This window comes from Curtobacterium sp. MCLR17_036, assembly GCF_003234445.2.
Taxonomy (GTDB): Bacteria; Actinomycetota; Actinomycetes; order Actinomycetales; family Microbacteriaceae; genus Curtobacterium.
Window position 1 is genome coordinate 70,884 of sequence record NZ_CP126269.1, and the last position, 25,152, is coordinate 96,035.

A 25,152-nucleotide genomic window follows, 5' to 3' on the forward strand; every position below is an offset into this window, starting at 1 on the left:
CGCGGCCCGCGGCGACGCACCTGCTGCGGTGCCGGAGCCCTCCCCGACACGGGCCGCGGACACCTGAAGGCCCATTCAAGCACGCAGCCGACGCACGTGCTCCGCTGGGGCGCCGGCAGCCGGGGGCCCGCGGCCCTAGGAGGCGCGGCGGGCGGCCCAGCGCCCCTCGGAGCGCACGATGGCGAGCGGGAAGTCGAACGCGTGCGACACCGCCGACGACGTGATGACCTCGTCCGACGTGCCCTGTGCCACCGCGGCACCGTCGCGCAGCAGCACGGCGTGCGACGTCGACGCGGGCAGGTCCTCGAGGTGGTGGGTCACCATGACGCTGCCGAGCTCGGGGTGCCGCTGGCGGAGCGCGTCGACCGTCTCGAGCAGGTGCTCGCGCGCCGCGACGTCGAGACCGGTCGCGGGTTCGTCGAGCAGCAGGAGCTGCGGCTCCGCCATGAGCGCACGTGCGATGAGGGCCCGACCGCGCTCGCCCTGCGAGAGCACCGGCCAGCGGGCGTCGCGACGAGCGGCCAGCCCGACGTCCGCCACGTGCTGCTCGGCCCGTGCGAGCTGCTCGGCGGACGGCTCCCACCGCAGCATGAGGTCCGTCGTCCCGGTCAGGCCGGTCAGGACGGTCTCGAACACGGTGAGCGGCGAGAGCATCCGGTGGCGGGGGTCGACGTGCCCGATGCGCTGTCGGAGCTCCCGGACGTCGGTGCGGCCGAGCCGGCTGCCGAGCACCTCGACGTGCCCGGCGGTCGGGTGCGCGGTCGCGCCGAGCACGGCGAGCAGCGTGGACTTGCCGGCGCCGTTCGGGCCGAGCAGCGCCCAGTGCTCGCCGCGTCGGACGGTCAGGTCGATGTCGTGCAGCAGGTCGCGGCCGGAGCGCGTGACGCGGACCCCGGTGGCGTGGATGAGGACGTCGGTCACGTCCCCATCGTGCCGTACCGCGCGGTGACGTCATCGATGTGGGCCCGGGCGACGTCGGTGAACTCGCGGCCCGCGGCCCTGGCTGCCCGGACGTCTCCGCGGCCGGCTGCCGCCTCGAGTGCCATCCACAGGGCGTCGGTCTCCCACTGGCGGAACGGCGGTGCCTCCGGCAGCGCGTAGGCGAGCCGGGCCATCGCGAGGCGCAGGGCCTCGCGGACCCACCGGTTCTCGGTCTGTTCGGACAGGAACCGGGTGACGGCGAAGGCGCTCTCGGTGTAGCGGTGGTCCCGCACGTGGCCGTCGTCCCGCGCGCGGTCGACCAGGCGGAGGAACTCCTCGAGCGCAGCCCCCCGCAGGTCGGGGAGCACGTGGAGGGCGGCGTTCCCGAAGACGCCGGTGAGCAGTTCCATCGCCTCCCGCCAGGTGTCGATCGACGGCGCAGCGACGCGGACGCCGCCCGGGGCGTCGACGACGAGGCCCAGGTCGACCAGCCACCGGAGGGTGTCGAGCACGTCGTCCGGCCGGGCGCCCGTCAGCGCGACCAGTCCCGCGACGGTGTGGGTCGAACCCGTCGGCAGCGCTCCTGATCGCAGGTGACGGAGGAGGACACGGTCGAGCACGCTCGGGTGGAGTCCGGCAGGGAGCGGCTCCCGGTCGGTCGTGCGCACGATCCCGAGGTGTCGACGGTGGGTCTCGATCAGGCCCTCCATGCGCTCGGCAGCGGCGGTCGCATCGTCCGGATCGCCGGTGGCCGCCGCCCTCGCGACCGTGCGCGACCATCCGTGCAGGTCGTGCACCGACCACGGCACGGTCGGCACCCGGGCCCACCGCAGGCGTTCGTAGGCGCGGGTACCGAGGTCCCGGAGGAGCGTGTCCGGGCACCGGCTGAACCAGAACTGCACCGACGCGGAGAACGCGGTCGGGAAGTCGGGGAGCCGGAGCGCCGCGGTCCGTTCGGCGGCGGCCACGAGCCGGTCGAGCTCGTCGCGCAGGTCGGGGGTGAGCACGGTGGTCGTGGCGCGGACGGCCGGACCGAACAGCGCGACCCACGCGTCGAAGGCGTCCGACAGGTCCGCGTCGGACAGTACTGCGTACTCCCACGAGCCGCCGGCCCCACGGGTCACGATGCCGAGGTCCTCGAGGCGCAGCGCTGCCGATCGCACCCGGGCGGCCGGCATGCCCCAGTCCCACCCGAGGTGGTCGACGTCGACCGTCACCGGGCCGGGCGGCCCCGAGCGGACGTGGGCGAGCAGGGCGGCGTAGGCGTCGTCGTTGCGCGACGCCCACGGGTCACCCCACTCGCCGTCCACCGGGGTCAGCCGCGGTCGGCGCGGACCGCCTCGATGTGCTGCTCGAAGTTGCGGGTCAGGGCACGCCCGGCCTCGGCGGCGGTCTCGCCGTCGCGCTCGTCCAGCGCGTCGCGCAGGATCGAGAAGAACGCTTCGGAGCCGTACTGTTCGAACGGCGGGGTCGGGTTGAGCGTGAAGCGCACGCGTTCGATCGCCCCGACCGCCGCGTTCTGCACGAGCGGGTTGCCGGAGTGCGCGACGGCGAACTCGATGACGTCGGTGACGGCGCCGCTGAAGCCGTAGTCCCGCACCTTGCGTGCTGCGTCCGCCTTGTCGAGCAGCGTGGCGAGGGCCTCCACGTCCTCGTCGGCGTACTCGGGCACGCCCCAGCGCAGGCTGAGCTCGAAGAACCCGGTCATGGCGCGGGTGGCGGTCACCCAGTCGTCGAAGGTCGGGGTGGCGACGCGCGTGTAGCGGTTCGCCTCCATCTCGACCAGGCCGATGTCGACGAGCTTCGCGATGGCCTCGCGGATGGGCGTGCGACTGACGCCGAGCCACTGGACCAGCTCGTCGTCGTTGAGGCGTTCACCGTGCTGCAGGGTGCCGTCGCGCAGGGCGGCGAGCATCTTCTCGTAGACGACGTCGCGCAACAGCTTCCGCGGTGAGTTCTCCACCGTCGACTTGGGGACCGGCATGCCATCTCCTCGTGCCTGGGACTCGACGCTGGAATCCTAACGTGTCAAATGGCAAGCGTTTGTGAAATGCTGGCACACCGGTTCAGCGCATCGCGACGACCGTGCGTCCGTGCACGCGCCCGGCCACGACCTCGGCTCCGATCGTGATCGCCTCGGCCGGCGAGACGGTGCGGGTCACCCCGGCGAGCAGGCCCGAGTCGAGGTCGGTCGCCAGACGCTCCCACGCCCGACGCCGCAGCGCGATCGGGGCCTGCACCGAGTCGATGCCGAGCAGCGACACCCCGCGCAGGATGAACGGCAGCACCGTCGTCGACAGGGCGGCGTCCTGCGCCAGCCCGCACGCGGTCACAGCGCCGCCGTACTGCGTCGAGGCGAGCACGTTCGCGAGCGTCGTGCCGCCGACGCTGTCGACCGCCCCCGCCCACACCGTGCGTTGCATCGGCCGGCCCGGCTCGGACAGGGTCGCGCGGTCGACGACGTCGACCGCGCCGAGCCGCCGCAGGGACTCCGCGTTCGCCGGTCGGCCGGTCGACGCGGTCACCCGGTACCCCCGTGCCGTGAGCAGCGCGATCGCCACGGTCCCCACGCCCCCGGACGCGCCCGTCACGAGCACGGGTCCTTCCTCCGGCGCGACGAACCGCTCGAGCGCGAGCACGCTGAGCATCGCCGTGAAGCCCGCCGTGCCGATGGCGGCCGCGAAGGCGTCGTCGATCGTGTCCGGCAGCACGACCGCGGACCCCGACGGCACGACCGCCCGCCGCGCCCACCCGCCGTGCCGGCGCTCGCCGAGACCGGCGCCGGTCACCACCACCCGGTCGCCGATCGCGACGTCGTGCACCCCGGGCCCGAGCGCCGAGACGGTGCCGACGACGTCGATGCCCGGCACGAGCGGGTCGAGTCGGGCGACCCCGGGGTCCCCGGCGAGGGCCAGCCCGTCCTTGTAGTTGACGCTCGAGTACGAGACGTCGACGAGGGCCTCGCCCTCGGTCGGCTCGGGCAGGTCGACGTCGGTGACGGTGGGCGGGGCTGCACTGGACACGAGGACGGCGCGGGTCATGCGCCGGACGCTACCCCGGGCCTCCCGGCCGGGTGACGGCGCGCCGTGCCGAGCCTGCGGTGCTCAGCCGGCAGTGTTCACCCGGCAGTGTTCACCCGGCAGTGTTCACCCGGCAGTGTTCATCCGAACATGATGGCGGCTTCGTCGAAGCGCGCCTGCGGCACCGTCTTCAGCTCGCCGAGCGCCTCGTCGAACGACACGTGCACGATGTCCGTGCCCTTCAGGGCGACCATCCGGCCCCAGCGCTCCTCGACCACCGAGTCGATGGCGGCCAGGCCGAGCCGCGTCGACAGCACGCGGTCGTACGCGGTCGGCGTCCCGCCGCGCTGGATGTGGCCCAGGGTCGTCGCGCGGGTCTCGATGCCCGTCATCTCCTCGATGAGCGGCGCGAGGCGCTCGCCGATGCCGCCGAGCCGCGGACGACCGAAGGCGTCCAGGCCGCGCTCGGTGTGCGCGTTGTCCTCGTGGTCCGGCACGAAGCCCTCGGCGACCACGACGAGCGGGGCGCGACCACGGTCGTAGGCGGCGCGCACCCACTTCGCGATCTGCTCCATGCTCGTCTTCTGCTCCGGGATGAGGATGGCGTGCGCGCCGGCGGCCATGCCGGAGTGCAGGGCGATCCACCCGACGTGCCGCCCCATCACCTCGGCGACCATGCAGCGCGAGTGGGAGTCGCCGGTGGTGCGCAGGCGGTCCATCGCCTCGGTCGCGATCGCGACGGCGGTGTCGAAGCCGAACGTGTAGTCGGTGGCGCCGAGGTCGTTGTCCACGGTCTTCGGCACGCCGACGATCTTGAGCCCCGCATCGGTCAGGCGTTTCGCCGCGGCCAGGGTGCCCTCGCCGCCGATCGCGACGATGGCGTCGATGCCGTGCCGCTCCAGGGTGCGCTCGATGTTCTCGACCCCGCCGTGCTCGCCCTCGAAGGGGTTGGTGCGGCTCGTGCCGAGGATGGTGCCGCCCTGCTTCGCGATGCCCTGGATGTCCTTGCGACCGAGCGGGACGATGTCGCCGTCGACGACGCCGCGCCAGCCGTCCCGGAAGCCGACGAAGTCGTGTCCGTAGATGGCGATGCCCTTCAGGACGATCGCGCGGATGACCGCGTTCAGGCCGGGGCAGTCGCCTCCGGAGGTGAGGATGCCGATGCGCATGGGGAACTCCGTCGTCGGGTGCGGGGACGTCCCCATCATGACTGACGGTGGTTGCGGATTACCATCCCGGTGTGTCCCTGCTCGCTTGTGCCCCGTCCGGTGCGTCCGCCCAGTCGCCTGGCGGTGCGTCCGACGACGCGACCCGCGTCGACACCGTGTACCGGCCGGGAGGCCCGGTGGACGTCGCGTCGACCCTGCGGCCCCTGCAGCGCGGCACCGGCGACCCCGCCTTCCAGGTGGTCGGGCCCGTCGTCTGGCTCGCGCTCCGCACGCCGCGGGGCCCGGCGTCCGTGGCGATCCGGCAGGCCGGCGGCACGATCGCGGTGTCCGCGTGGGGCGCCGGGTCCGCGTGGGCGGTCGAGCACGCCCCGGACCTGCTCGGACGCGGCGACGACTGGTCGGACCTCGACGTCTCGGGGCACGCGTTCCTGGCGGCCGCCCGCCACCGGCAGCCCGGGCTCCGCCTGCTCCGCACGAACACCGTCGTCGCGATGCTCGTGCCGGCGATCATGGAGCAGAAGGTGACCTCGCGGCAGGCCTGGCGCGCCTGGCGGTACCTGCTCCGGCGCCACGGCACCCCCGCTCCCGGTCCCGCGCCCGACGGCATGGCCGTGCCGCCGACCGCCGAGGAGTGGGCGACGATCCCGAGCTGGGAGTGGCACCGCGCCGGCATCGAGCCCGGGCGCTCCGCCACCGTCATGCGCGCGGTGCGGGTCGCGCCGGCGCTCGAGCGGACGCTCGCCCTCGGCCGGGGCGGCGCGGTCGTGTCCGCGCGGCTGCAGTCGGTGCCCGGGATCGGCCGGTGGACCGCCGCCGAGACCGCGCAGCGATCCCACGGCGACCCGGACTCGCCGAGCGTCGGCGACTTCCACGTGCCGGCACTGGTCGGGTGGGCGTTGACCGGGGCGCCGGTCGACGACGACGGCATGCTCGAGCTGCTCGAACCGTGGTCTGGGCACCGGGAGCGCATCGTCCGGCTCATCGGCGGCTCGGGATTCCGCAAGCCGGCGTTCGGTCCGCGACTCACGATCCAGGACCACCGGTTCCACTGAGGCCGGTGCCCGTGCCGGTGTCGGACGACTACGGGTGGCGGGTGCCCTCGCCCGCGAGCACGGCGCGGTAGCCCTCGCGGAACGTCGGGAACCGCGGCGTCCACCCGGTCGACCGGAGCAGCGCGTTCGACAGCCGCTTGTCGCCGCCGGCCTGCCGTGCCCCGCCGTCGCCGACCACCGGTTGCCGGACCCCGAGCTCGTCGGCGAGGAACCGCAGCACGTCGTCCAGGCGGACCGGTTCGTCGTCCGTGCCGAGGTAGAGCGGCGCGGGGTCGGGCAGGCCCGCCAGTTGCACCAACGCGGCGGCGGCGTCGTCGCGGTGGATGCGGTTCGTGTGCGGCGAGGTGCCGGGGGCGAGCCGCGCCGAGCCCGAGCGGACCTGGTCGACCAGGCGCTCGCGGCCGGGCCCGTAGACGCCGGAGAGCCGGACGAGCACGGCACCAGGAGCGCGCTCGCGCAGGAGCGCCTCGGCCTCGACGAGCACCCCGGCGGTCGGGGTCCCGGCGTGCGCGGGGGTGTCCTCGGTGACGACGCTGCCGTCGTCGACGTCGTACACCGCCGTCGACGACACGACGAGCAGGCGGGGGTCGGCCGCCGACGCGTCGATGCCGTCGAGCACGTTCCGCAGACCGTCGACGTAGGTCGCCCGGTACTCGTCGACGTCCCGCGAGCCGGCCGCGAACGCCACGACGACGACGCTGGTGTCGGCGGGGACGTCCGGGACCTCGTGGCGCAGGTCGACGCTCCGTCCGGTGATCGGGGCGGGGACCAGCTCGGCGCGGCGACGGAGCCCGAGCACGCGGTGGCCCTGTCCGGCGAACCGCAGGCCGGCCTCGGCTCCGAGGTCGCCGCAGCCGGCGATGACGACGGTGGAGGTGTTCAGCACGGATCGACCCTGGCACGGGCGGCTGGGGGCGCGGTCACGACGGGTACCGCCCACCGGTGACCGCTACCCTCGGCGCGTGGGGCAGCGGGGGCGGGGGGGGGCAGCGGCACCGCCGAGTGGCCCGTGACGTGGCGATCGGCCTGCCGCCGGTCGTCGAGTCGGGCTCGTCGTCGCCGGCTCGGTGGTCTCGGTCGGGGCTGTGGGCGAGAGCGCGGCGTCCTGGGCGCCGGTGTCGTGGCCGTTCTTCGCCACCCTCGGCACGTTCCCGTTCGCGGTCGGGGCGCTCGTCGCGGCGGTCGGCCTGCGCGGGCTGCGGGGCAGGACTCCCGCGATCTGGTTCGCCGCACTGTCCGCAGCGGCCGGCGCGTTCCCCTTCCTCGCGGTGGTGGGCATCGTGGCACGGTGACGCCCCGGTGCCGGCCCGGTGCCGGACAGCGGGTGACCTAGGGTGGCCCGATGCGGAACCTCGACTGGGACGGCTACCTGAACGCGCGTGACCTCGGCGGGCTGCCGACGTCCGCCTCGCCGACGGGGGCGACCGTGCCGGGCCGGATCGCGCGGGGACCGCGTCGCGAGTTCCTCACCGAGCAGGGCTGGCGGGACGCCCGCGGCTGGGGTCTCGCCGGGGTCGTCGACCTCCGGTGCGCGTACGAGGTCGGCGCCCGTGACGGGGACCCGGTCGTCGCAGCCGGAGCTTCCGAGGGCGTGCGGATCGTGAACGCCCCGACCGAGGACCAGGACGACCCGGAGTTCCGCGAGGTCTGCTTCCCGATCCTCGACTCGCCGGAGTACTGGCGGCACAACTTCCGCATCCTGCCGCAGCTCGTCCTCGGCGCGCTCACCGCGATCGCCGACGCCCCGTCCGGCGTGCTCGTGCACTGCAGTGCCGGCCGGGACCGCACCGGCATGGTCAGCGCCCTGCTCCTCGCCAACGCCGGCGTGGCGCCCGAGGCGGTCGCCGCGGACCACGCGGAGTCGGTCCGGGCGATGGCGGGAGCGAACTCGCACGCGCCGACCCACGACCGGCAGGCCACGTGGGGGCAGGACGAGGTGGACCGGTGGATCGCGCAGACCGCCCCGATCGTCGAGGACGTCGCCGCCGACGTCGACGGCGCCTTCGCGGTCATCGGGGCCGACGACGCCCTGCGCACCCGTCTGCGCGAGCGCCTGACAGCCCCGTGAACCGACCCTGAAGGAACCCCCAGCACATCCCAGGTGAGCGTTCGTCGCAGGTCCACTAGCGTCGAGGAGACTCCGGAGGGGGAGCAGTCATGACCGACGAGGGCCGACGACCAGGTGGACGGCGGAGCGCGCGGGGGATCGCGCGGCACGGCAAGCTGCGGCGGCGACGACCACTCGCGACGCTCGCGGGGCTGATCGGCACGTCCGCCGTGGTCGCGGTCGTCAGTGTCGGCAGCGTCGGTGCCATCGCCGCGCGGGACGTCAAGGACGACATCACGACCATCTCGCTCAGTCCGTCGGACGAGGGGCAGGCGCGGAGCCAGGACATCAACGCGATCAAGGGCGGCGCGAACATCCTGCTGATCGGGTCGGACACCCGTGTCGGGCAGCGGGCGGAGGAACAGGACGCCGACGGAGCACGCAACGACGTCACGATGCTCGTGCACCTCAGCGAGGACCACTCCCAGGTGACGGTGGTGTCCTTCCCCCGCGACGCGATGGTGCCGATCCCGTCCTGCGCGGACCCGGACGCCGGCACGTCGAGCCCGGCCGAGAGCAAGGCGATGTTCAACTCAGCGCTCCTCCGGGGCGGCCCGAACGGCGGCGTCGCCTGCGTCGTGCAGACCGTCGAGAACCTGACCGGGCTGAGCATCCCGTACGCGGGACTCATCACCTTCGACGGCGTCACCGCCATGAGCAACGCCCTCGGCGGCGTCACCGTCTGCATCGCGAAGCCGATCCACGACGGCAGCTTCCTCAACCTGCCGGCCGGCGAGGTCCCGCTGCAGGGCAAGGAGGCGCTCGGGTTCCTGCGGACGCGCCACGGCGTCGACGACGGCAGCGACATCGCCCGCATCAGCAACCAGCAGGTGTTCCTCTCCGCGATGCTGCGCAAGCTCACCAGCGACGGCGCGCTCCGCAACCCGATCACCCTGTACCGGTTCGCGAAGGCTGCGACCTCGAACATGGCCCTGTCGGAGGGGCTGAACGACACCCGCACCCTCGTCGCCCTCGCGGCTGCCGTCCGCAACACGGACACCGCCCACATGCTCCTGGTGCAGTACCCGACCGATGCCGACCCGGAGGACAGCAACCGCGTCGTGGTCGACCAGGCCGCGGCGCACAGCCTGAACGTGGCACTGCAGCAGGACCAGCGCACCCGGGTCGCCTCCGGTGCCATCGGCCGAGGCGCGGTGCAGGCGCCGTCGGCGTCCCGTGCGCCCGCCGCGGAGCGATCCGCCGACGCCCCGTCGCCGAGCAGCAGCCGGGCAGCGGGCCAGGCGTCGCGCTCGCCGGGGACCGCCGCGACCCCGAAGCCGACGGCGCTGCCCTCCACGATCACCGGGCAGAGCGCCGCCGAGCAGACGTGTTCGAAGGGCACCGATTGACCGGTCTCCCGTCGTGAGGACCGCGACCACGGGCGTCGGGTCGCGCAGCCCGGAGCGGGGCTACGGTGGGCGGCGACCCACCACCGACGCAGGGAGCACCGCATGGACGTCGTCTTCGTACACGGGGCCCTGGTGCGCGACGGCGCGTGGTGGTGGGGGCCGACGGCCGAGCTGCTGCGGGAGCGCACCGGCATCGCGAGCCGAGCCGTGGCGCTGCCGTCCTGCGGTGAGACGACCGCGGACGAGGCGTCCGGCGGCCTGACGGCCGATGCCGCGGCCCTGCGGCGGGAGCTCGACCGGGGCGACGGGACGATCGTCGTCGGGCACTCGTACGGCGGGACCGTCGTCGCCGAGGCCGGGCACCACCCCGCCGTGGCGCACCTGCTCCTGGTGTCGTCCTACCTGCCCGACGTTGGCCAGGCGCAGGGCGCGATCATGGCCGACGAACCGGACCCGGTGCGCGTCGAGCCGGCCGACGGGGGGATGCTCGGACTCGTCGGGTTCGACGCAGGGACGTTCGGGGCCCGGTTCCTGCAGGACGCCGACGAGCAGACGCAGTGCGCGGCGTGGGACCGGGTGACCACCCAGGCGGTCGGTTCCTTCGTGACGCCGACGACCGCCGCGGGCTGGCAGGGCGTCGACTCGACGTACCTGGTCTGCACCGAGGACCGGAGCACCACGGTGGGGCTGCAACGCGCCCACGCCGAGCGGGCGAGCCGGTCGGTGGACGTCGCGACCGGGCACCACCCGTTCGTCTCCCGCCCGGACCTGGTGGTCGCCGAGCTCGAGGCCGTCCTCAGCCGCTGAGCGGGCCGCCCGCGCCCTGCAGCAGCGCGTCGATCTCGGCCGTGGTCGGTGCGGTCGCCGGCCCGCGTCGGGTGACGGCGATGGCCGCCGCCGCGTTCGCCCGTCGCGCCGCCGTGACGAGGTCGTCGCCACGCGAGAGCGCCGCGGCGAGCACCCCGTCGTGGGCGTCGCCGGCGCCGTTCGTGTCGACGGCCGCCACCCGGAAGCCCTCCACGAGCTCGGTGCGCCGTCCGGGGCCGGCCACCCAGCAGCCCGCGGCGCCGTCGCGGACCACGGCCGCCCCGCGGGAGCGCTCCGCGATCCGGACCGCCGCGTCGGCCAGGTCGGGCGACGTGGCGGACATGAGCCGTGCCTCCCGGCCGTTCGTGCTGACGACGTCCGCACGCCGCAGGACGGCGGCGAGCACGTCGGGACGGAGCGTGTCGACGAGCGGCGACGGGTCGAGGACGACCGTCGTCGGCTCCGGCAGGCGCCCGAGCCACGCGACGATCGCGTCCGCGTTCGACGGGTGGGCGAGCCCGTACCCGGAGACGAAGACGACGTCGTCGTCGCGGACCGCGACGCGGTCCAGGTCGGCGGCGGTCAGGCGGCCCTCGGCGCCGACGCTCGTGACGAAGGTGCGTTCCGTGGTGGCGTCGACCAGGGCGACGCAGTAGCCGCTGTCGACGTCGGGCAGCCCGGGCTGGACGACGTCGACGTCCTCGGCGGCGAGGGCCGCGCGCACGACGTCGGCGAACGGTCCGGTGCCGTACTGTCCGGCGAACACCACCTCCATGCCGTCGCGGCGGGCGGCGACCATGGTGTTGAGGCCGCCGCCGGCCGTGATCTCGGACCCCTCGGCGATCGTGTCGCCGCCGGGTTCGGGGACCGCGTCGATGCGCATCACGATGTCGACGATGACGTTGCCGACGGAGACGAGCCGGGGCATCAGCGGGCCGACGTGGTGTCGCGGACGACGGTCGGCTCCTCGAGGGTGCCGCGCGCACCGCCGAACGCCAGGTACGCCCCGGCGGCGACGACGAAGGTCACGACCCAGCCGAGGCCGTTCGCACCGATCCAGCTGCCGGACAGCGGGCCGACGAACACCGGGTCCGCGTCGCCGACCGACACGACGGTGAACAGGAAGCCGACCACGATGGCGACCGCCCAGGCGGTGAACGCGCCCCAGGCGAAGCCGCCGCGGTACCAGTAGCCCGAGCCGGGGCGCAGGTCGAGCAGCGCCACCGGGTCGTACCAGCGGCGGCGGAGCATGTCCGCGATGAAGACGCCGAGCCAGGCGGTGATCGGGACGGCGAGGACGGAGATGAACGTGATGAACGGCGCGTAGAAGCCGTCCGCGATGAGCATGAAGTAGACGGCGCCGAGGAACGTGATGACGACGTCGACCGCGACCGCCCACACCCGGGGCACCTTCACGCCGAGGGTCAGGGTGGTCAGGCTGGCGGAGTACACGGACAGGTGGTTCGACAGCAGCAGGCCGCCGAACGCGGCGACGAGGTACGGCACGGCCATCCAGCTCGGCAGCAGGTCGCGGATCGCAGCGACCGGGTCACCGGCCTCGGCGAGGGTGGGGTCACCGGCGGACAGCAGCGCACCGAGGCCGACGAGGACGACGAGCGGCGTGCCCGCGCCGACGGCGCTGGCGAGGACGAGCCGGCTGCCCCGGACCGAGACCTTGCTGTAGCGGGCGATGTCCGCGCCGGCGGTCGCCCAGCCGATGCCGGTGCCCGCGGCGATGGTGCCGATGCCGATCACCATCGCGCTGACCGGTCCCGCCGGGGCGCTCGTCACGGTGTCCCAGTCGACGCGGATCACCAGGAAGACCGCGACGAAGACGTTGAGGGCGCCGAACACCCACGTCGCCCACCGCTGGATGGCGACGATGGCGGCGTGCCCGAGCCCGGAGACCAGGACGGTGCAGAGCACGAACACCAGGATCGCCACGACGGTGAGCACGGGGATGCGCTTGGCGTCGCCGTCGGTGCCGAACACGATCGTGAAGAGCGACAGCAGCACGAACGCGGCGGTGGTGGTGTTCACCGTCTCCCAGCCGAGTCGCGACAGCAGGGACACGAGCGTCGGGCCGATGTTGCCCCGCACGCCGAACACGGCTCGGGACAGCGTCAGGCCGGGTGCCCCGCCACGACGCCCGGCGATCGAGATGACGCCGACGACGGCGAAGGACCCGGCGGCGCCGATGACCGCGACGAGCAGCGCCTGCCAGATGGTGAGCCGCTGGAACGCGACGAGCGTGGCCCCGAGGGGGAGCCCGAGGATCGAGATGTTCGCGGCGAACCACACCCAGAACAGGGCGCCGGGGCGACCGGTGCGCTCCTCGGCGGGGACGGGCTCGATGCCGCGCTGCTCGATGGTGGTCAGCGTGCCCTCGCTCCGAGCGGTGGTCGCGGTGGTCGCGGTCGACGCGGGTGTCGTGGGGTCGGGTGTCGTGCTCATGTCCTCTTGCGTCCTCGGAAGTGGGATGGGGTGCGGGAGTGGGGTGGGGGAGGGGACTGTGGGGCGCGGACTAGTGGTCCGCACCGGCGCGGATGGCGAGCAGGCCGTCGACGAGCGGCGGCAGCTCGAGTCCGTTGACCTCGACGACCGTGCGCACGGCGTGGTCGGGCCAGGCGTCCGGGCCGTGCACGGCGCCGAGGACGGCCCCGGCCATCGCGGCGATGGTGTCGGTGTCGCCGCCGATGCTCGCCGCGATGCCGACGGTCTCCCACGGGTCGAGGTCGAGCGAGACGAGTGCCAGGGCGGCGACGACGGACTCCTGCGAGGCGACCGAGGTGCCGATCACCTGCGCGACGACGTCGATCCGGTCGTCGGCCGGCACCGTCGGCAGGTACGCCCGCGCCCAGCGGGTCTTCTCGGCGATGTCGGCACCGGCGACCCAGTGGCCGCGGGTCGCGCCGATGGCAGCAGCCGCGACCGCAGCGTCCAGGGCCTCCGCGCGGGTCGCCCCGTCGAGGCCGACGCTGACCGCGGCGGCGACGGCGCTGGCCCCCGCGATGCCGAGCCCGGTGTCGTGGGTGACCCGGCAGGAGTCCTGCACGGCGTCGACGAGGGCGTCGAGGTCCGTCGCACGGGTGGCGATCCCGACGGGGGCGATCCGCATCGCGGCGCCGTTCGTCGTGCCGGTGGACCCGGCCTCGGCCGCGGGCACGCCCGCCAGGATCCGCTCGACGGCGGTCTTCGTGCTCGGTCCGAGCAGGTCGAGGGAGCCCTTCGCCTCCATCGTGCGCTCCCAGGCGATGATCGCCTCGGCGAAGCGCACCGGGTCGAGTCGGCCGCCGCCCTCGACGAGCAGCTCGCCGACCAGGACCGCCTGCTCGGTGTCGTCCGTGATGCTGCCGGCGGGCATGCCGGCGGCGATGCGCTGGTGCGGCCCGGCGTCGACGAAGTCGGTGATCACGCCGTGGTCCTGCCGGATCTGCGCGAGGGTCAGCGACTGGGTCGGCATCCCGAGGGCGTCGCCGATCGCCAGGCCGTGCAGGGCGGCGAGTGCGTGCGTGGTGGTGGTCATCGTGCTTGCTCCGTCGTTCCGAATCGCATGTGCAGCCGGAACCGGTCCGGTGCGAGGAGGCTGTCGACCTGCTCGACGAAGCCGTTGTGGACCGTGCGCGAGATCCGTCGGCTGTGCAGGAAGGTGGCGCCGACCGGCTGTCCGAGCACGGCGGCGTCCTCGGCGTCGAGCGGGGTCACGTCGACCCACTGCTCGGCGATCGCCGGCACGAGACCGGCCGCCGCCAGGGTGGCGCTCAGGGAGTCGTCGACGAGACCGTCGTCCACCGCGCGGTCGAGCGCGCCGGTGCGCGGCACCCGGCTGCGCTCGAGCGAGACCGGCGTGCCGCCGACGACGTGGCGGACCCGGTCGACGGCGATGAACGCCGCCGAGTCGGCGCCGACGCGCTCGGCGAGGTCGACGTCCTCGATGCGGGCGATGCGGAGCACGCGGGTGGCGACCTGCACGCCGGTGGCGGCGATGGAACGGGCCCAGCCGCCGCGGGGGTCGAGGGCCGCGCCGTCGAAGGTCACGACGGACCCGACGCCGCCGTGCGTCGCGATGTACTCCTCGTCGGCCAGGTCGGCGAGTGCGGCGCGGACGGTGCCGCGACTGACGGCGAACCGTTCGGCGAGCTCGTGCTCACCGGGCAGGCGCTGCCCGGGCAGCAGCCGCCCGGTCGCGATCGCGTCGCGCAGGGCGTCGGCGACGAGGCGTCGCTTCGATGAGACGGGCATGACGACGAGCATACATGTACAAGACCTGTCCAGTCGCGCGCGCCCGTCGCGGTGCAGCCCCGGACAGGAGGCCCGGCTCGGCCCCGACGGGTCGCCTCCGGCCCGCAGGGACGCACCGCGGAGGCGCCCGCACGCGTTCAGGGCGTCGGCGTCCGCCCTGCTGCCCCGCCGCTCGGGTGGTCGACGATGCGACCGAGCCACTCGCCGAGCACCGCGCGTTCCCCCGGCGACAGGACGTCGAGGTCCGGTGCGGCCGCCGCCAGGGTCACCGCCGCGGCTCGCAGCGCCGACGAGTCGTCCCCGGCGCCGTCCGACGGGCCCGGCGTGAGGATGCGGGCGAGCACGGTCTCCAGGACCACGTCGGCGAGGTGCGTGTCCCGTTCGTCCTCCGGCTCGTCGAGCAGGGCGAGGACGGCTCCGGTGCCGGCGGCGTGCACGAGCCGGATCGCCTCGTGCTCGGGGACCGCGAGCCTGCCGGCTGCCGCGACGCGGCGGAGTCGGGCTGCGAGGAGCTCGAGCCCGACGGCGACGGCCGGTGACCCCCGACCGCGTCGGGGGTCGCTCATGATGACGAAGAGGTCGGGGTTGGCGAGCCCGAACCCGATCGTCGCGTCCCACCCGGTCCGCAGGTCGGTCACGGGGTCGTCGTCGGCCGAGGTCTGCACGGCAGCGGCCTTCGTGACGGTGAACGAGGCCATCGTGTGCTCGGCGACGGCGTCGAGCAGGCCGTCCTTGTCCCCGAAGAGCCGGTAGATCGTGGGTGCCTGCACCCCGGCGCGCTGCGCGACCGCCCGGGTCGTCACCGCGGCCGCGCCGTCGTCGTGCAGCAGGGCGGCGGCGGCCTCCACCACGCGCAGGCGGACGTCGGCGGCGGGAGGTGCGATCGGCTCGGTCACGGAACAACGATAACAACCCGTTGCTACCATCGCTTTTCCGATGATACTGTCCAGGTGTTACCACTGATAACAGAGAGGTCGGACCCATGATCACGATCACCGGCGCGACGGGCGCCCTCAACGGCGCGACCGCCGACCACCTGCTCCGACGACTGCCGGCCTCGGAGCTGACCGTCGTCACCCGCGACCCAGCGCGGGCGTCCCGGTTCGCGGACCGCGGCGTCACGGTCCGCACCGGCAGCTACGACGACCCCGACGGGCTCCGGGCGGCGTTCGAGGGCGCCGACCAGCTGCTGCTCGTGTCCTCGAACGACCCGCACGGCGACACGGTCACGCAGCACCGGAACGCCGTGCAGGCAGCGGCGGCCGTCGGGGTGGGGCGTGTGCTCTACACGAGCCACCAGGGCGCCGGAGCCGCGTCGCCCTTCGTGCCGGCGCAGCACCACGCGGCCACCGAGGAGCTGCTCGCGGCGTCGGGCCTGCCCTGGACCTCGCTGCGGAACGGCTTCTACGCCCACAGCCTGCAGTGGCTGATGGGACCGTGGCAGCAGACCGGCGTCGTCACCGTGCCGGCGGACGGCCCGGTGTCGTGGACCGACCGCGAGGACGCCGCTGCCGGTGCCGCGGCGATCCTGCTGCGTGACGAGCCGATCGACGGTCCCGTCACGATCACCGCCGAGCAGGCGCCGACCTTCGCGGAGCTCGCACGGTCGGCGTCCGCGATCACCGGCACCACCGTCGGTCTCGAGGTGGTCGACGAGGACGAGTGGGTGGACCGCGCCGTCGCCGCCGGGCAGCAGGAACCGATGGTGCGCTTCCTGCTCGGCATGTACCAGGCCGCCGGTCAGGGCTGGTTCGCGGGCACCGACCCGGTCCTCACGGAGCTGCTCGGGCACGCGCCGCGGACGGCCGAGCAGGTGCTCGCCGACCTCGCTGCCTGAGCGGAGGCGTCAGCGGGAGCCGCGCGGCGGGGGCCGGCTCCGGGATGGCCGGCGTCAGCCGGCGCGCTCCGTCTCGTGCTCGTCCGGACCGATCGCGTCGTCCACCCGGCCGCTGACGGACCGCAGCGTGTCCGCGTCGGTCCCCACGGGCCTCCAGAACAGGTCCTCCAGCGCCGCCGTGTGCGCGCGGATGCCGGCGAGCACCGCGCGGCGACCGTCGGTCGTCATCACGACCCAGCTGCCACGGCCGTCGGTCGGGCAGTCGGCGCGCTCCACCAGTCCGCGGGAGACCATGCGCGTGACCTGGTGGCTGACGCGCGACTTCTCCCACCCGATGCCGCTCGCGATGTCCCGGACGCGGAGCCGGTGCTCCGGGTCGCGGTGCAGGCCGATCAGGATCTCGAACTCCGGGACGGAGATGCCGGCACCCGACTGCACCGCGCGGTCGAGGGCCCGGTCGAGCCGGCGCCAGGCGTCGTGGAAGGCGTCCCACGTGGCCCAGTCGTGGCCGTCGTTGCCCTGCGTCGACATGCGGCCCAGCGTACCGACCGGCCGTGGTCCGGGGCCGTCGCTGCACGGGTTTCATCCGTCCGGATGACTCCTGGCTGACGCTCGGCGCGCTCCGAGGTGGCGTCGGGGGTGCGGCATACGATCGGTCCATGCCGAGCGCCCGCCTCCAGGACTGCACCGACGACGCCGTTGCGCTGGTCCGTCGGTGGCTGGCGGCGTCCGCCGGCGTGAAGCCTGACCCCGGCGCCGTGCGTCTCGCCCGGACCCTGCGCGACGAGCGCGGTCTCGACTTCGCCCGTGACTTCGTCGACAAGGTCGTCCGCCCCGAGGACCCCAAGGTGGCCGCTCGCAACCTCGAGCGGGCCAGCCGCGACGTCCCCGACTTCCTCGCCTGGTACCTGCGCGGTGCGGTGACGCTCGGCGGCGGCTTCGCGACCATGGCTCCGTGGGCCGTGGTCCCGACCGCGCGCCGGATCCTGCGTCGGATGACCGGGCACCTGGTCGTCGACGCCGCCCCGGCGAAGACCGGCCAGGCGCTCGCCAGGCTCGGCGGCCCGGGTACGCGGCTCGACCTCAGCCTGCTGGGCGAGGCCGTCCAGGGCGCGGCCGAGGCCGACCGACGCCTGCAGCGGATCACGGACCTGCTCGCCCGCGACGACGTCGACCGCGTGTCCGTCAAGCTCAGCTCGGTGCTGCCGCCGACGTCCCCGTGGGGCCTCGACCAGGCGGTCGAGCGCGCCGTGGAGCGGCTCCTGCCGCTCTACCGACTGGCGGCGGCCCCGATGGCTGCCGGCCGTCCGGCGAAGACGATCACCCTCGACGCCGAGGCGTCCGGCGACCTCGACCGCATGCTCGCGGTGTTCCGGACCCTGCTCGACCGCGACGAGTTCGTCTCGCTGCCGGCGGGCGTGACGCTGCAGACCGCCCTGCCCGACGCCGCCGGTGCGCTCGACGCGGTGACCGCATGGGCGCAGCAGCGTCGTGCAGCGGGCGGAGCGCCGGTCACCGTGCGGCTCGTCAAGGGCGCGTACCTCGCCACCGAGCACGTCGACGCCGTCCTGCACGGGTGGCCGCTCGCCACGTGGGGCAGCAAGCGCGAGACCGACACCGCCCACCTGCGGCTGCTCGACGCCGCGCTCACCCCGGAGCGCACGGACGCCGTCCGGATCGGCGTCGCCGGTCAGAACCTGTTCGACCTGGCGACGGCGTGGACCCTCGCGCAGCGCCGCGGTGTCACCGACGCGGTCGACGTCGAGATGCTCCTCGGCACCGCGGCCGGGCACGTCGACGCCGTCCGCGCCGACGTCGGCTCCGTCGTGCTGTACACCCCGGTCGTGCACCCGGACGACCCCGACTCCGCGACCGCCTACCTGGCCCGTCGGCTGCAGGAGAGCGCGAACCCCGAGGGGTTCGCCGCCGCCGCGACCGAGATCGACCGCGACGCGAGCGTCTTCGACCGCGAGCACGGTCGGTACCTGGCGTCCGTCGCCGCACTCGACGAGCCCGTCGTGCCGACGCACCGCACCCAGGACCGCCACCGCGCCCTCGGCGAGCCCGTCCTGCGCGACGCCTTCCGGAACGCGCCCGACACCGACCCGTCCGTCGCCGCGAACCGCTCCTGGGCGCACGACGTGCTCCGTCGGGTCCCGCGCTCGCAGCTCGGCGCACAGACCATCCGCGGTGCACGGGTCACCGACCGCTCGCAGCTCGAACGCATCACGGCGCGAACCGCCCAGGCCGGCGTGAACTGGGGTCGGCAGGACCCGGGCGACCGGGCCGAGCTGCTCGACCTCATCGGCCACGAGCTCGAGACCCGGCGTGCCGACCTCATCGAGGTCACGGTCTCGGAGACCGGCGCCACCTTCACCGAGGCCGACGCCGAGGTCACCGCGGCCGTCGACGCCGCACACCGGTACGCCGAGAGCGCCCGACGGCTCGGTGACGTCCAGGGCGCCCGGTTCGTCCCGCCGCGCCTGACGGTCGTCGTCCCGCCGCAGAGCTCGCCCGTCGCGGTCCCCGCGGGCGGTGTCCTGGCGGCGCTCGCCGCGGGCAGCGGTGTGGTGCTGAAGCCCGCTCCGCAGGCACGTCGGAGCGGTGCCCTGCTCGCCGACGTCCTCTGGGACGCCGGCGTCCCGCACTCGTTGCTGCAGCTCGTCGACATCGACGAGGACGAACTCGGCCGCGACCTCATCGGCCACCCGGCCGTCGACCGCATCATCCTGACGGGGTCCGCCGAGACCGCGCGCTCGTTCCGCTGGTGGCGTGCGGGCCTCCCGCTCACCGCGGAGACGGGCGGCAAGAACGCGATCGTCGTCACGCCGAGCGCCGACCTCGACCTGGCCGTGCAGGACGTCGTGCGGTCCGCCTTCGGGCACGCCGGGCAGCCGTGCGCGACGGCGTCGCTCGTGGTGCTCGTGGGCTCCGTCGGCGAGAGCGAGCGCTTCCGTCGGCAGCTCGTCGACGCCACCCGCACGCTCCGGGTCGCGTGGCCCGACGACCCCGGCGCACAGGTCGGCCCGGTCACCTCGGAACCCGCGGGGGCGGCGCGCCGGGGCCTGACGGAGCTCGGCCCGGGGGAGTCCTGGCTGGTGCAGCCGACGCCGCTCGACGACTCCGGTCGGCTCTGGTCGCCCGGCATCCGCGACGGGGTCCGGCCCGGCAGCGACTTCCACCAGACCGAGTACCCGGGCCCGGTGCTCGGGATCATGCGCGCCGAGACGCTCGAGCAGGCCGTCGCGATCCAGGACGGCACCGACCACGGGCTGTCCGCGGGCATCCACTCGCTCGACGCCGAGGAGGTCGCCGACTGGCTCGCCCAGGTCCGCGCCGGCAACCTGTTCGTGAACAGCGCGACCACCGGCGTCGTCGTCGGTCGGCAGCCGTTCGGCGGCTGGAAGCGCTCGTCGGTGGGCACCGGCACGAAGGCCGGCGGCCCGATGTACGTCGCGACGCTCGGCCGCTGGGAGCCGGTGCCCCGCACCGTGCACAAGAGCATCCAGCTGCACGGGCTGCCGCCGCGCGTGACCGCCCTGATCGAGGCGGCTCGGAGCGGCCTGTCGTTCGAGGAGTTCGACCAGGTGCGCGCCGGCGCCCTGAGCGACGTCCGCGCGCGCGAGGACCAGTACGGTCGGTCGCACGACCCGGCCGGGCTCGTCGTGCAGCGGAACGTCCTGCGCTACCGGCCGCAGTCCGTCGTCGTCCGCCAGGCCGAGGACGCCTCGATGGGTGACCTGGTGCGCAGCCTCGCCGCCGCCACGGCCGCCCGCGCCCACGTGCTGCTGAGCACCGCGCGCCCGCTGCCGGGGCCGTTGACGCAGCTGCTCGCGTCGAGTCGGTCACCGCTGCACGTCGTGGACCACCTGGTGGAGTCCGACCAGGACTTCCACGCCCGGGCATCGTCCGGAGCGGTGTTCCGGCCGGACTGGTCGACCGGCGAGGACGCCCTGGTCGACGCGCTCGAGGCCGTGCTGTCGCAGGGGCAGGACCGTCCGGCGCCCACGGCGTTCGGGGGACCCGGAGCCCGCATCCGCCTGATCGGCGGCGACGCGTCAGCCCTCGAGGAAGCCCTCGGGGCGAGCATCGACGTCGCCGTCCACGACGCCCCCGTGGTCGAGGCCGGTCTGATCGAGATGCTGCCCTACCTGCGGGAGCAGACGGTGACGATCACCGCGCACCGCTTCGGCGACGTCGACAGCGACTTCGCCGAGCTGCGGGTGTAGCGGCGCCCGGCCGGGTCGGGTCCGGTCTGGGGCAGGCGGGGCCGCACTTGGTGAGCAGAAAGGGTCGAGTGCCCGACGGCGACCCGACCCCTTCTGCTCACGATCGGCCGCGCGCAGCAGCGCCCGCGCCCCGGAGGACTCAGTCCTCGACGTCGCCGCCGTCCTCGGACTCCACACCCGTCTCGTCCATGCGGTCGCGCAGGTGGTCGGCCATCGCGCCGGCGCCCTCGCCGTGGTGGTCGTGGTCGACCTGCTCGATGAGGCCCTGCAGCTTCTCGTGGTTCGTGGCCTCGTTGGCGCCGTCCATGACGGGCTCGGTCTGTTCGTTGTCGCTCATGCCCCGGACGCTACGCCGAAGACGCTGCGCACCGCCCGGCGGGCGGGCAGCGGGTGACGGCCGCGGTGCTGAGATCGCACTCCGGCCCGTGACGGCGTCGGCGACGCGGGCGGAAGTGCGACCTCAGCGTCGTCCGCGCCCGACGACCCCGACCTCGGCGATCGTCAGCACCGCCGCGATCCACAGCTGCTCGACGGCGAACCGACGGCGGCGGGGGTCGAGCAGGGCGAGCGGCACCATCGTCGTGCCGTGCAGGGCGTCGACGACGGCGCTGGCCGTGTGCGCGTCCGGTCCACCGGCGCGTGCGACGACGCCGGCCTGCGCGAGCTGCCGCACGCCGAGCACCGCGTGCAGCACCCGTTGGTCGCGCCCGCGCAGCGCACGCCCGAGGTGCCAGACCCCGAGCACCGCCCGACCGACCTCGACGACCGTCGACGCGGTCGTGTCCCCGCGACGCCGGGTCATCGTCGTCGTCCCGCCACGAGTGCCACGGCTCCGGCCGTGCCGAGGACCGTGCCGACGATCGACCGGCCGAGCCGGCGGTGCTCGACCCACCAGGTCTGCGGCGACCAGGCGTGCGCGCTCTCGTCGAACACCCCGTGCGCACCGTGGTCGCCGGGGACGGGTTCGTACAGGTTGACGCCGATCTCCTCGCCGTCCTTCGCCTCGGCCTGCTGCCCGGACACCAGGGTCTTCGCCGCGTACCAGTCGGCGAAGCGGCCGCCGATCCGGTTGCCGATGATCGTGTACACCGTCGACTCGCCGACCCAGGTGCGGGGGCGCGGGTGCTCCGCGACGGCGGCGATCGCCCGCGCACCGACCTCGGGCTGGTAGATGGGCGCGACCGGCTGCGGGTGGTGCGGCAGCTTCGACTTCACCCAGCTGAACTGGATGGTGTTGAGCGCCGGCATGTCGACCCGCGACACCTTCACCTTGCTGCCCTGCTGCAGGAGCTCCGAGACGACCGACTCGGTGAACCCGACGATGGCGTGCTTCGCGCCGCAGTAGGCCGACTGCAGGGGGATGCCCCGGAAGCCCAGCGCCGAGCCGACCTGGACGACCTGGCCGCGGTTGCGCGGCACCATCCGCGAGAGCGCGGCCCTGGTGCCGTTCACGAAGCCGAGGTACGTGACGTGCAGTGCGCGCTCGAAGTCCTCCGGCGCCGTGTCCATGAACCGGCCGAAGACCCCGACCATCACGCCGTTCACCCACAGGTCGATCGGACCGAGCTCCTGCTCGACCCGGTCGGCCGCCGCCTCGACGGCGTCCCGGTCCGAGACGTCCGCCACCAGGGCGAGCCCGCGGCGGCCGGCCGCCTCGACCTCGGCGACGGCGGCGTCGACGCCGTCCTTCCCCCGGGCCAGGACCGCGACGTCCCACCCCCGGGCGGCCAGCTCGCGGACGGTCGCCCGTCCCAGTCCTGCGGATCCACCGGTCACCACTGCCACTCGAGTCATGGCTCCCTTGTACCCACCGCTCCGTGCCGCCCACTCAGCGGGTGTCCCCCGAGCAGCGCGCGGTCAGCGCCCCCGACCGAACCGCGTCGTGACCCCCGGCGAGTAGAGCACCGAGTCCGGTTCGAGTTCGGTGAGCCCGAACGGCAGCCCGGCCGCCCCGACCAGGTCGTCCCGCATCGACACCACCGAGGCGCGGTGCAACGGCCACGGCTCGTGCTCGTTCGGCCAGAACCGGGTGCGCCCGCCCCGACGGACGTGCATGCCCCACCGTGCCGTCAGGAACGTCTCGAGCGTCGTCGGTTCGGCGATCGGGTCGCCGACACGGACGTCGACCATCGACCGCAGGTGGGTGCCGTGCCGCCGCATCGCGTACCCGACGCGGTCGTCACCGCTCCGCGACTCGGCCACGGCCCACCGGTAGGGCAGGCCGGTCGCGACGCGTGCGCCGAGGGTCGGCAGGAGCTTGCCGGCGTCGAGCGACAGGAACACGACGCCGCGCTGCCCCTGCTCGTCGACCGTGTAGACGCGGACGTTCAGCTCGACGAAGTCGCCGATGCTCCCGGTCGAGAACGGCGGGAACCGGGTGTCCTCGAACCGGAACGCGATGAGGCCCACCCAGGTGGTCACCCCGTCGTCGGTCCCGTCGAGCGCCATCGTGTCGGGTCGGGTGCCGGCCGGCAGCAGCGGGGCCACCGCCGACACGTCGACGCGCCAGTGCACGAAGACGACGTCGAGCCAGTCCTGCGAGATCCAGGGGCGGCCGGTCAGGCCGGGGGCGACGGGTTGGAGGCCCGGGGTGCCGTCAGCGGGTCGGGTGTCGGTCACGGGGTGGTCGCCTCCGGGTCGGTGCTCACGACGGGCAGGTCGTCCCACCCGGTCTGCGGGGTCGCGCACGTGCCGCGGAACACGTACTGCGACGGTCGCTTCCGCTCGTTCGACACCCAGTCGATCGCGGGGCGCCGACGCTCGGGTGGCAGGTACCCGATCCGGTACACGGCCATCAGCTCGAGCTCCGGCGGGACCTCGAGCAGGGACTCGACCTCGGCCCACGCCTCCTCGATCTCCATCGGGAACGACACGAACTGGATCCCGAGGCCGAGCTCGGTGGTGGCGAGCCAGACGTTCTCCATCGCGGCGCCCATGCTGAACACCGAGTAGAACGCGTTCCGTGCCTCCTTGCGGTACTCGTCACGGTCGAGCAGCACGCCGAGCAGCAGCGGCGACCCGGCGACGAGCTTCCGGTTCTCCGCACCCAGCGTCTGCGGCACCCGCAGCGCGTTCATGAGCACCTGCCCACGCTTGGTGAACACCTGCTTCGTGAAGGGCCGGAGCGGTGCGGGCAGCTTGTCGAACAGCATGCCGTCGCGCCGGGAGTCCATCTCGGCCTGCGAGAACCGGAAGTACGGCTTGTACCGCTCGAAGAACGTCCCCTCGGCCATCGTGCTGGTCATCGACCGCCCGCTGATCTCCGCGACCCGGTCGATCGTGTCGCGCTCCTCGATCACCACGAACCGCCACGGCTGGCTGTTCAACTGCGACGGCGCCCGGCCGGCGAGCTCCATGAGCAGCCGCTGGTGCTCCTCGGACACCGGATCGGGCAGGAACGCCCCGTTCGTCGTGCGTCGTCGTCGGATGGCCTCGAACAGCTCCACCGCTCACCTCTCTCGTCGTCGGCCGGCGAGCACCGCTGCCAGGTAGGACGGTGCAGCCGCGACCGCGACCTTCCAGTGTGCTCGGGAGCGCGGGTCCGTGCGCGGAGCGACCGCCAGGGGCGCGAGTGCCGGCAGCAGGAACAGCGCGGTCCGGTCGCGCGTCCACACGGGGGTGGTCGCGGCGACGCCGGTCAGGGTCGCGGTCACGACGAACAGCCCGTGGTGCACGACGCGGAGCTTCTTCGTGCGGATGAGCCGCACGGCGACCGCGGTGCCCCAGAGGCAGTTCACGAGGTACGCGACGCTCGCAGCGGCGACCAGCCGACGGGCGGGACGCGATCCCGTGGGCGGTGATCCGGGCCTCCTGGCCGTCGTCATCCGTCCCATGCGTGGGACGTTACGCGGATTCGCGACTGACGAGCTTGGAGAGCACGATCGCCGAGCGCGTGTGGTCGACCTGGGGCGCGAGGCGGACGCGGTCGAGCGCCTCCTCCAGCGCGGACAGGTCCTTCGAGCGCATGTGCACGACGGCGTCGGCGCTGCCGGTCACCGTGCCGGCGTCGACGACCTCGGGGACGGTGTCGAGCAGCGCCCGCAGCTCGTCGGGCGAGACGGTGCCGCGGCAGTAGAGCTCGACCCAGGCCTCGGTGCCGCGGTCCTCGACCGCCGGGTCCACCTTGATCGTGAAGCCCTGGATCACCCCGTCGCCCACGAGTCGGTCCACCCGGCGCTTGACGGCCGACGCGGAGAGTCCGACCACCGACCCGATGTCGCCGTAGCCGGCACGGGCATTGTCCCGGAGCTGGTCCAGGATGCGGTGATCGAGTGTGTCCATCGACTCCCATCGTACGCGGGGTCGTTGCGAGCCCGACGGGTTCCACGCACGAATCGTGCGTCACCCGAACGGGTGCCACGCGGTTCGGCACGGAGCACTGCACGGCTCGGACGGTCTGTGCGAGGATCGGAGCGGCGT

26 protein-coding genes are annotated in these 25,152 nt (G+C 74.1%); 7 read left to right on the plus strand and 19 right to left on the minus strand.

Features of this window, described 5'->3' with window-relative positions; all coding sequences use genetic code 11:
- Window positions 1–135: 135 nt before the first annotated feature.
- The 5 genes from DEI99_RS00370 to DEI99_RS00390 all read right to left on the minus strand — a co-directional run bounded on the left by DEI99_RS00370 (window position 136) and on the right by DEI99_RS00390 (window position 5,110).
- A complete protein-coding gene (locus DEI99_RS00370; RefSeq protein WP_111043100.1) occupies window positions 136–921 on the minus strand; it encodes an ABC transporter ATP-binding protein in 786 nt (261 codons plus the stop codon).
- Entirely contained in the window at window positions 918–2,231 is a 1,314-nt protein-coding gene (locus DEI99_RS00375) for a GntR family transcriptional regulator (protein ID WP_111043099.1), read from the minus strand. Before DEI99_RS00375 ends, DEI99_RS00370 begins: the two co-directional genes overlap by 4 nt.
- Before the next feature lie 5 nt (window positions 2,232–2,236).
- On the minus strand, window positions 2,237–2,905 hold the full coding sequence (locus tag DEI99_RS00380; RefSeq protein WP_111043098.1) for a GntR family transcriptional regulator: 669 nt from the start codon (window positions 2,903–2,905) through the stop codon (window positions 2,237–2,239).
- Window positions 2,906–2,987: 82 nt separating this feature from the next.
- Window positions 2,988–3,962 carry an MDR family oxidoreductase gene (locus DEI99_RS00385; protein ID WP_111043097.1) on the minus strand — a complete coding sequence of 325 codons (975 nt, stop codon included), beginning with the start codon at window positions 3,960–3,962 and terminating at the stop codon, window positions 2,988–2,990.
- Between the two features lie 119 nt (window positions 3,963–4,081).
- On the minus strand, window positions 4,082–5,110 hold the full coding sequence (locus DEI99_RS00390; protein ID WP_071258299.1) for a 6-phosphofructokinase: 1,029 nt from the start codon (window positions 5,108–5,110) through the stop codon (window positions 4,082–4,084).
- A gap of 71 nt (window positions 5,111–5,181) precedes the next feature.
- On the opposite strand from DEI99_RS00390, the gene DEI99_RS00395 reads away from it, so the two are divergent.
- Window positions 5,182–6,162 (plus strand): DNA-3-methyladenine glycosylase family protein, encoded by a 981-nt coding sequence (locus tag DEI99_RS00395; RefSeq protein WP_181434549.1) that lies wholly within the window; start codon window positions 5,182–5,184, stop codon window positions 6,160–6,162.
- A 28-nt stretch (window positions 6,163–6,190) separates the two neighbouring features.
- On the opposite strand, the gene DEI99_RS00400 is transcribed toward DEI99_RS00395, so the two are convergent.
- Window positions 6,191–7,048 (minus strand): NAD-dependent epimerase/dehydratase family protein, encoded by an 858-nt coding sequence (locus tag DEI99_RS00400; RefSeq protein ID WP_111043096.1) that lies wholly within the window; start codon window positions 7,046–7,048, stop codon window positions 6,191–6,193.
- Window positions 7,049–7,247: 199 nt separating this feature from the next.
- On the opposite strand from DEI99_RS00400, the gene DEI99_RS00405 reads away from it, so the two are divergent.
- The 4 genes from DEI99_RS00405 to DEI99_RS00420 all read left to right on the plus strand — a co-directional run bounded on the left by DEI99_RS00405 (window position 7,248) and on the right by DEI99_RS00420 (window position 10,425).
- Entirely contained in the window at window positions 7,248–7,454 is a 207-nt protein-coding gene (locus tag DEI99_RS00405; RefSeq protein WP_284180901.1) for a hypothetical protein, read from the plus strand.
- 50 nt (window positions 7,455–7,504) lie between these two features.
- On the plus strand, window positions 7,505–8,230 hold the full coding sequence (locus DEI99_RS00410; RefSeq protein ID WP_284180902.1) for a tyrosine-protein phosphatase: 726 nt from the start codon (window positions 7,505–7,507) through the stop codon (window positions 8,228–8,230).
- 89 nt (window positions 8,231–8,319) lie between these two features.
- The gene (locus DEI99_RS00415) at window positions 8,320–9,618 is read left to right on the plus strand and encodes an LCP family protein (RefSeq protein WP_284180903.1); all 1,299 of its coding nucleotides are present in this window, start codon (window positions 8,320–8,322) and stop codon (window positions 9,616–9,618) included.
- Window positions 9,619–9,720: 102 nt separating this feature from the next.
- Window positions 9,721–10,425, plus strand: a complete 705-nt coding sequence (locus DEI99_RS00420; RefSeq protein ID WP_284180904.1) for an alpha/beta hydrolase — start codon at window positions 9,721–9,723, stop codon at window positions 10,423–10,425.
- On the opposite strand, the gene DEI99_RS00425 is transcribed toward DEI99_RS00420, so the two are convergent.
- From DEI99_RS00425 to DEI99_RS00445, 5 genes are all read right to left on the minus strand, one after another.
- Entirely contained in the window at window positions 10,415–11,353 is a 939-nt protein-coding gene (locus tag DEI99_RS00425) for a PfkB family carbohydrate kinase (RefSeq protein ID WP_284180905.1), read from the minus strand. The two genes, DEI99_RS00420 and DEI99_RS00425, sit on opposite strands and share 11 nt — an antisense overlap.
- On the minus strand, window positions 11,353–12,879 hold the full coding sequence (locus tag DEI99_RS00430; RefSeq protein ID WP_284180906.1) for a purine-cytosine permease family protein: 1,527 nt from the start codon (window positions 12,877–12,879) through the stop codon (window positions 11,353–11,355). Before DEI99_RS00430 ends, DEI99_RS00425 begins: the two co-directional genes overlap by 1 nt.
- A 70-nt stretch (window positions 12,880–12,949) precedes the next feature.
- The gene (locus DEI99_RS00435; protein ID WP_111042532.1) at window positions 12,950–13,951 is read right to left on the minus strand and encodes an ADP-ribosylglycohydrolase family protein; all 1,002 of its coding nucleotides are present in this window, start codon (window positions 13,949–13,951) and stop codon (window positions 12,950–12,952) included.
- Window positions 13,948–14,667: a GntR family transcriptional regulator gene (locus DEI99_RS00440; RefSeq protein ID WP_111042533.1), complete on the minus strand. Its 720-nt coding sequence runs from the start codon at window positions 14,665–14,667 to the stop codon at window positions 13,948–13,950. The genes DEI99_RS00435 and DEI99_RS00440 overlap by 4 nt, the downstream gene beginning before the upstream one ends.
- A 137-nt stretch (window positions 14,668–14,804) precedes the next feature.
- Window positions 14,805–15,563, minus strand: a complete 759-nt coding sequence (locus DEI99_RS00445) for a TetR/AcrR family transcriptional regulator (protein ID WP_220037168.1) — start codon at window positions 15,561–15,563, stop codon at window positions 14,805–14,807.
- An 86-nt stretch (window positions 15,564–15,649) separates the two neighbouring features.
- Between DEI99_RS00445 and DEI99_RS00450 the strand changes: the two genes are divergently transcribed.
- Window positions 15,650–16,504, plus strand: coding sequence for an NAD(P)H-binding protein (locus DEI99_RS00450; RefSeq protein ID WP_111042530.1), 855 nt, complete (start codon window positions 15,650–15,652; stop codon window positions 16,502–16,504).
- A gap of 54 nt (window positions 16,505–16,558) precedes the next feature.
- Here the strand turns inward: DEI99_RS00450 and DEI99_RS00455 are convergent, their stop codons facing one another.
- Window positions 16,559–17,035 carry a MarR family winged helix-turn-helix transcriptional regulator gene (locus DEI99_RS00455; protein WP_111042529.1) on the minus strand — a complete coding sequence of 159 codons (477 nt, stop codon included), beginning with the start codon at window positions 17,033–17,035 and terminating at the stop codon, window positions 16,559–16,561.
- A gap of 128 nt (window positions 17,036–17,163) precedes the next feature.
- Here DEI99_RS00455 and DEI99_RS00460 point away from each other — a divergent pair, with 128 nt between their 5' ends.
- The gene (locus tag DEI99_RS00460; protein WP_111042528.1) at window positions 17,164–20,733 is read left to right on the plus strand and encodes a proline dehydrogenase family protein; all 3,570 of its coding nucleotides are present in this window, start codon (window positions 17,164–17,166) and stop codon (window positions 20,731–20,733) included.
- Between the two features lie 139 nt (window positions 20,734–20,872).
- Here DEI99_RS00460 and DEI99_RS00465 read toward each other — a convergent pair whose 3' ends face one another.
- From DEI99_RS00465 to DEI99_RS00495, 7 genes are all read right to left on the minus strand, one after another.
- Complete coding sequence (locus DEI99_RS00465) at window positions 20,873–21,070, minus strand: hypothetical protein (protein WP_111042527.1); 198 nt, start codon at window positions 21,068–21,070, stop codon at window positions 20,873–20,875.
- Between the two features lie 123 nt (window positions 21,071–21,193).
- Window positions 21,194–21,535, minus strand: coding sequence for a hypothetical protein (locus tag DEI99_RS00470; protein ID WP_111042526.1), 342 nt, complete (start codon window positions 21,533–21,535; stop codon window positions 21,194–21,196).
- Window positions 21,532–22,527 (minus strand): SDR family oxidoreductase, encoded by a 996-nt coding sequence (locus DEI99_RS00475; RefSeq protein ID WP_258369520.1) that lies wholly within the window; start codon window positions 22,525–22,527, stop codon window positions 21,532–21,534. Before DEI99_RS00475 ends, DEI99_RS00470 begins: the two co-directional genes overlap by 4 nt.
- A gap of 63 nt (window positions 22,528–22,590) precedes the next feature.
- The gene (locus DEI99_RS00480) at window positions 22,591–23,352 is read right to left on the minus strand and encodes a YqjF family protein (protein WP_111042524.1); all 762 of its coding nucleotides are present in this window, start codon (window positions 23,350–23,352) and stop codon (window positions 22,591–22,593) included.
- Window positions 23,349–24,179 (minus strand): nitroreductase family protein, encoded by an 831-nt coding sequence (locus DEI99_RS00485; RefSeq protein ID WP_111042523.1) that lies wholly within the window; start codon window positions 24,177–24,179, stop codon window positions 23,349–23,351. The genes DEI99_RS00480 and DEI99_RS00485 overlap by 4 nt, the downstream gene beginning before the upstream one ends.
- A 3-nt stretch (window positions 24,180–24,182) precedes the next feature.
- Window positions 24,183–24,566, minus strand: coding sequence for a hypothetical protein (locus DEI99_RS00490; protein ID WP_146247162.1), 384 nt, complete (start codon window positions 24,564–24,566; stop codon window positions 24,183–24,185).
- A 10-nt stretch (window positions 24,567–24,576) separates the two neighbouring features.
- Window positions 24,577–25,014, minus strand: coding sequence for an Lrp/AsnC family transcriptional regulator (locus DEI99_RS00495; protein WP_071258236.1), 438 nt, complete (start codon window positions 25,012–25,014; stop codon window positions 24,577–24,579).
- Between the last annotated feature and the right edge of the window lie 138 nt (window positions 25,015–25,152).

Bases quoted from the DNA above. Each gene is read 5' to 3' on its own strand.
- DEI99_RS00495 (WP_071258236.1), bottom strand. From the start codon at position 25,014: ATGGACACACTCGATCACCGCATCCTGGACCAGCTCCGGGACAATGCC.
- DEI99_RS00455 (WP_111042529.1), bottom strand. From the start codon at position 17,035: ATGTCGACGCAGGGCAACGACGGCCACGACTGGGCCACGTGGGACGCC.
- DEI99_RS00460 (WP_111042528.1), top strand. From the start codon at position 17,164: ATGCCGAGCGCCCGCCTCCAGGACTGCACCGACGACGCCGTTGCGCTG.
- DEI99_RS00420 (WP_284180904.1), top strand. From the start codon at position 9,721: ATGGACGTCGTCTTCGTACACGGGGCCCTGGTGCGCGACGGCGCGTGG.
- DEI99_RS00450 (WP_111042530.1), top strand. From the start codon at position 15,650: ATGATCACGATCACCGGCGCGACGGGCGCCCTCAACGGCGCGACCGCC.
- DEI99_RS00385 (WP_111043097.1), bottom strand. From the start codon at position 3,962: ATGACCCGCGCCGTCCTCGTGTCCAGTGCAGCCCCGCCCACCGTCACC.
- DEI99_RS00490 (WP_146247162.1), bottom strand. From the start codon at position 24,566: ATGGGACGGATGACGACGGCCAGGAGGCCCGGATCACCGCCCACGGGA.
- DEI99_RS00475 (WP_258369520.1), bottom strand. From the start codon at position 22,527: ATGACTCGAGTGGCAGTGGTGACCGGTGGATCCGCAGGACTGGGACGG.
- DEI99_RS00425 (WP_284180905.1), bottom strand. From the start codon at position 11,353: ATGCCCCGGCTCGTCTCCGTCGGCAACGTCATCGTCGACATCGTGATG.
- DEI99_RS00410 (WP_284180902.1), top strand. From the start codon at position 7,505: ATGCGGAACCTCGACTGGGACGGCTACCTGAACGCGCGTGACCTCGGC.
- DEI99_RS00380 (WP_111043098.1), bottom strand. From the start codon at position 2,905: ATGCCGGTCCCCAAGTCGACGGTGGAGAACTCACCGCGGAAGCTGTTG.
- DEI99_RS00390 (WP_071258299.1), bottom strand. From the start codon at position 5,110: ATGCGCATCGGCATCCTCACCTCCGGAGGCGACTGCCCCGGCCTGAAC.
- DEI99_RS00430 (WP_284180906.1), bottom strand. From the start codon at position 12,879: ATGAGCACGACACCCGACCCCACGACACCCGCGTCGACCGCGACCACC.
- DEI99_RS00435 (WP_111042532.1), bottom strand. From the start codon at position 13,951: ATGACCACCACCACGCACGCACTCGCCGCCCTGCACGGCCTGGCGATC.
- DEI99_RS00440 (WP_111042533.1), bottom strand. From the start codon at position 14,667: ATGCCCGTCTCATCGAAGCGACGCCTCGTCGCCGACGCCCTGCGCGAC.
- DEI99_RS00465 (WP_111042527.1), bottom strand. From the start codon at position 21,070: ATGAGCGACAACGAACAGACCGAGCCCGTCATGGACGGCGCCAACGAG.
- DEI99_RS00470 (WP_111042526.1), bottom strand. From the start codon at position 21,535: ATGACCCGGCGTCGCGGGGACACGACCGCGTCGACGGTCGTCGAGGTC.
- DEI99_RS00415 (WP_284180903.1), top strand. From the start codon at position 8,320: ATGACCGACGAGGGCCGACGACCAGGTGGACGGCGGAGCGCGCGGGGG.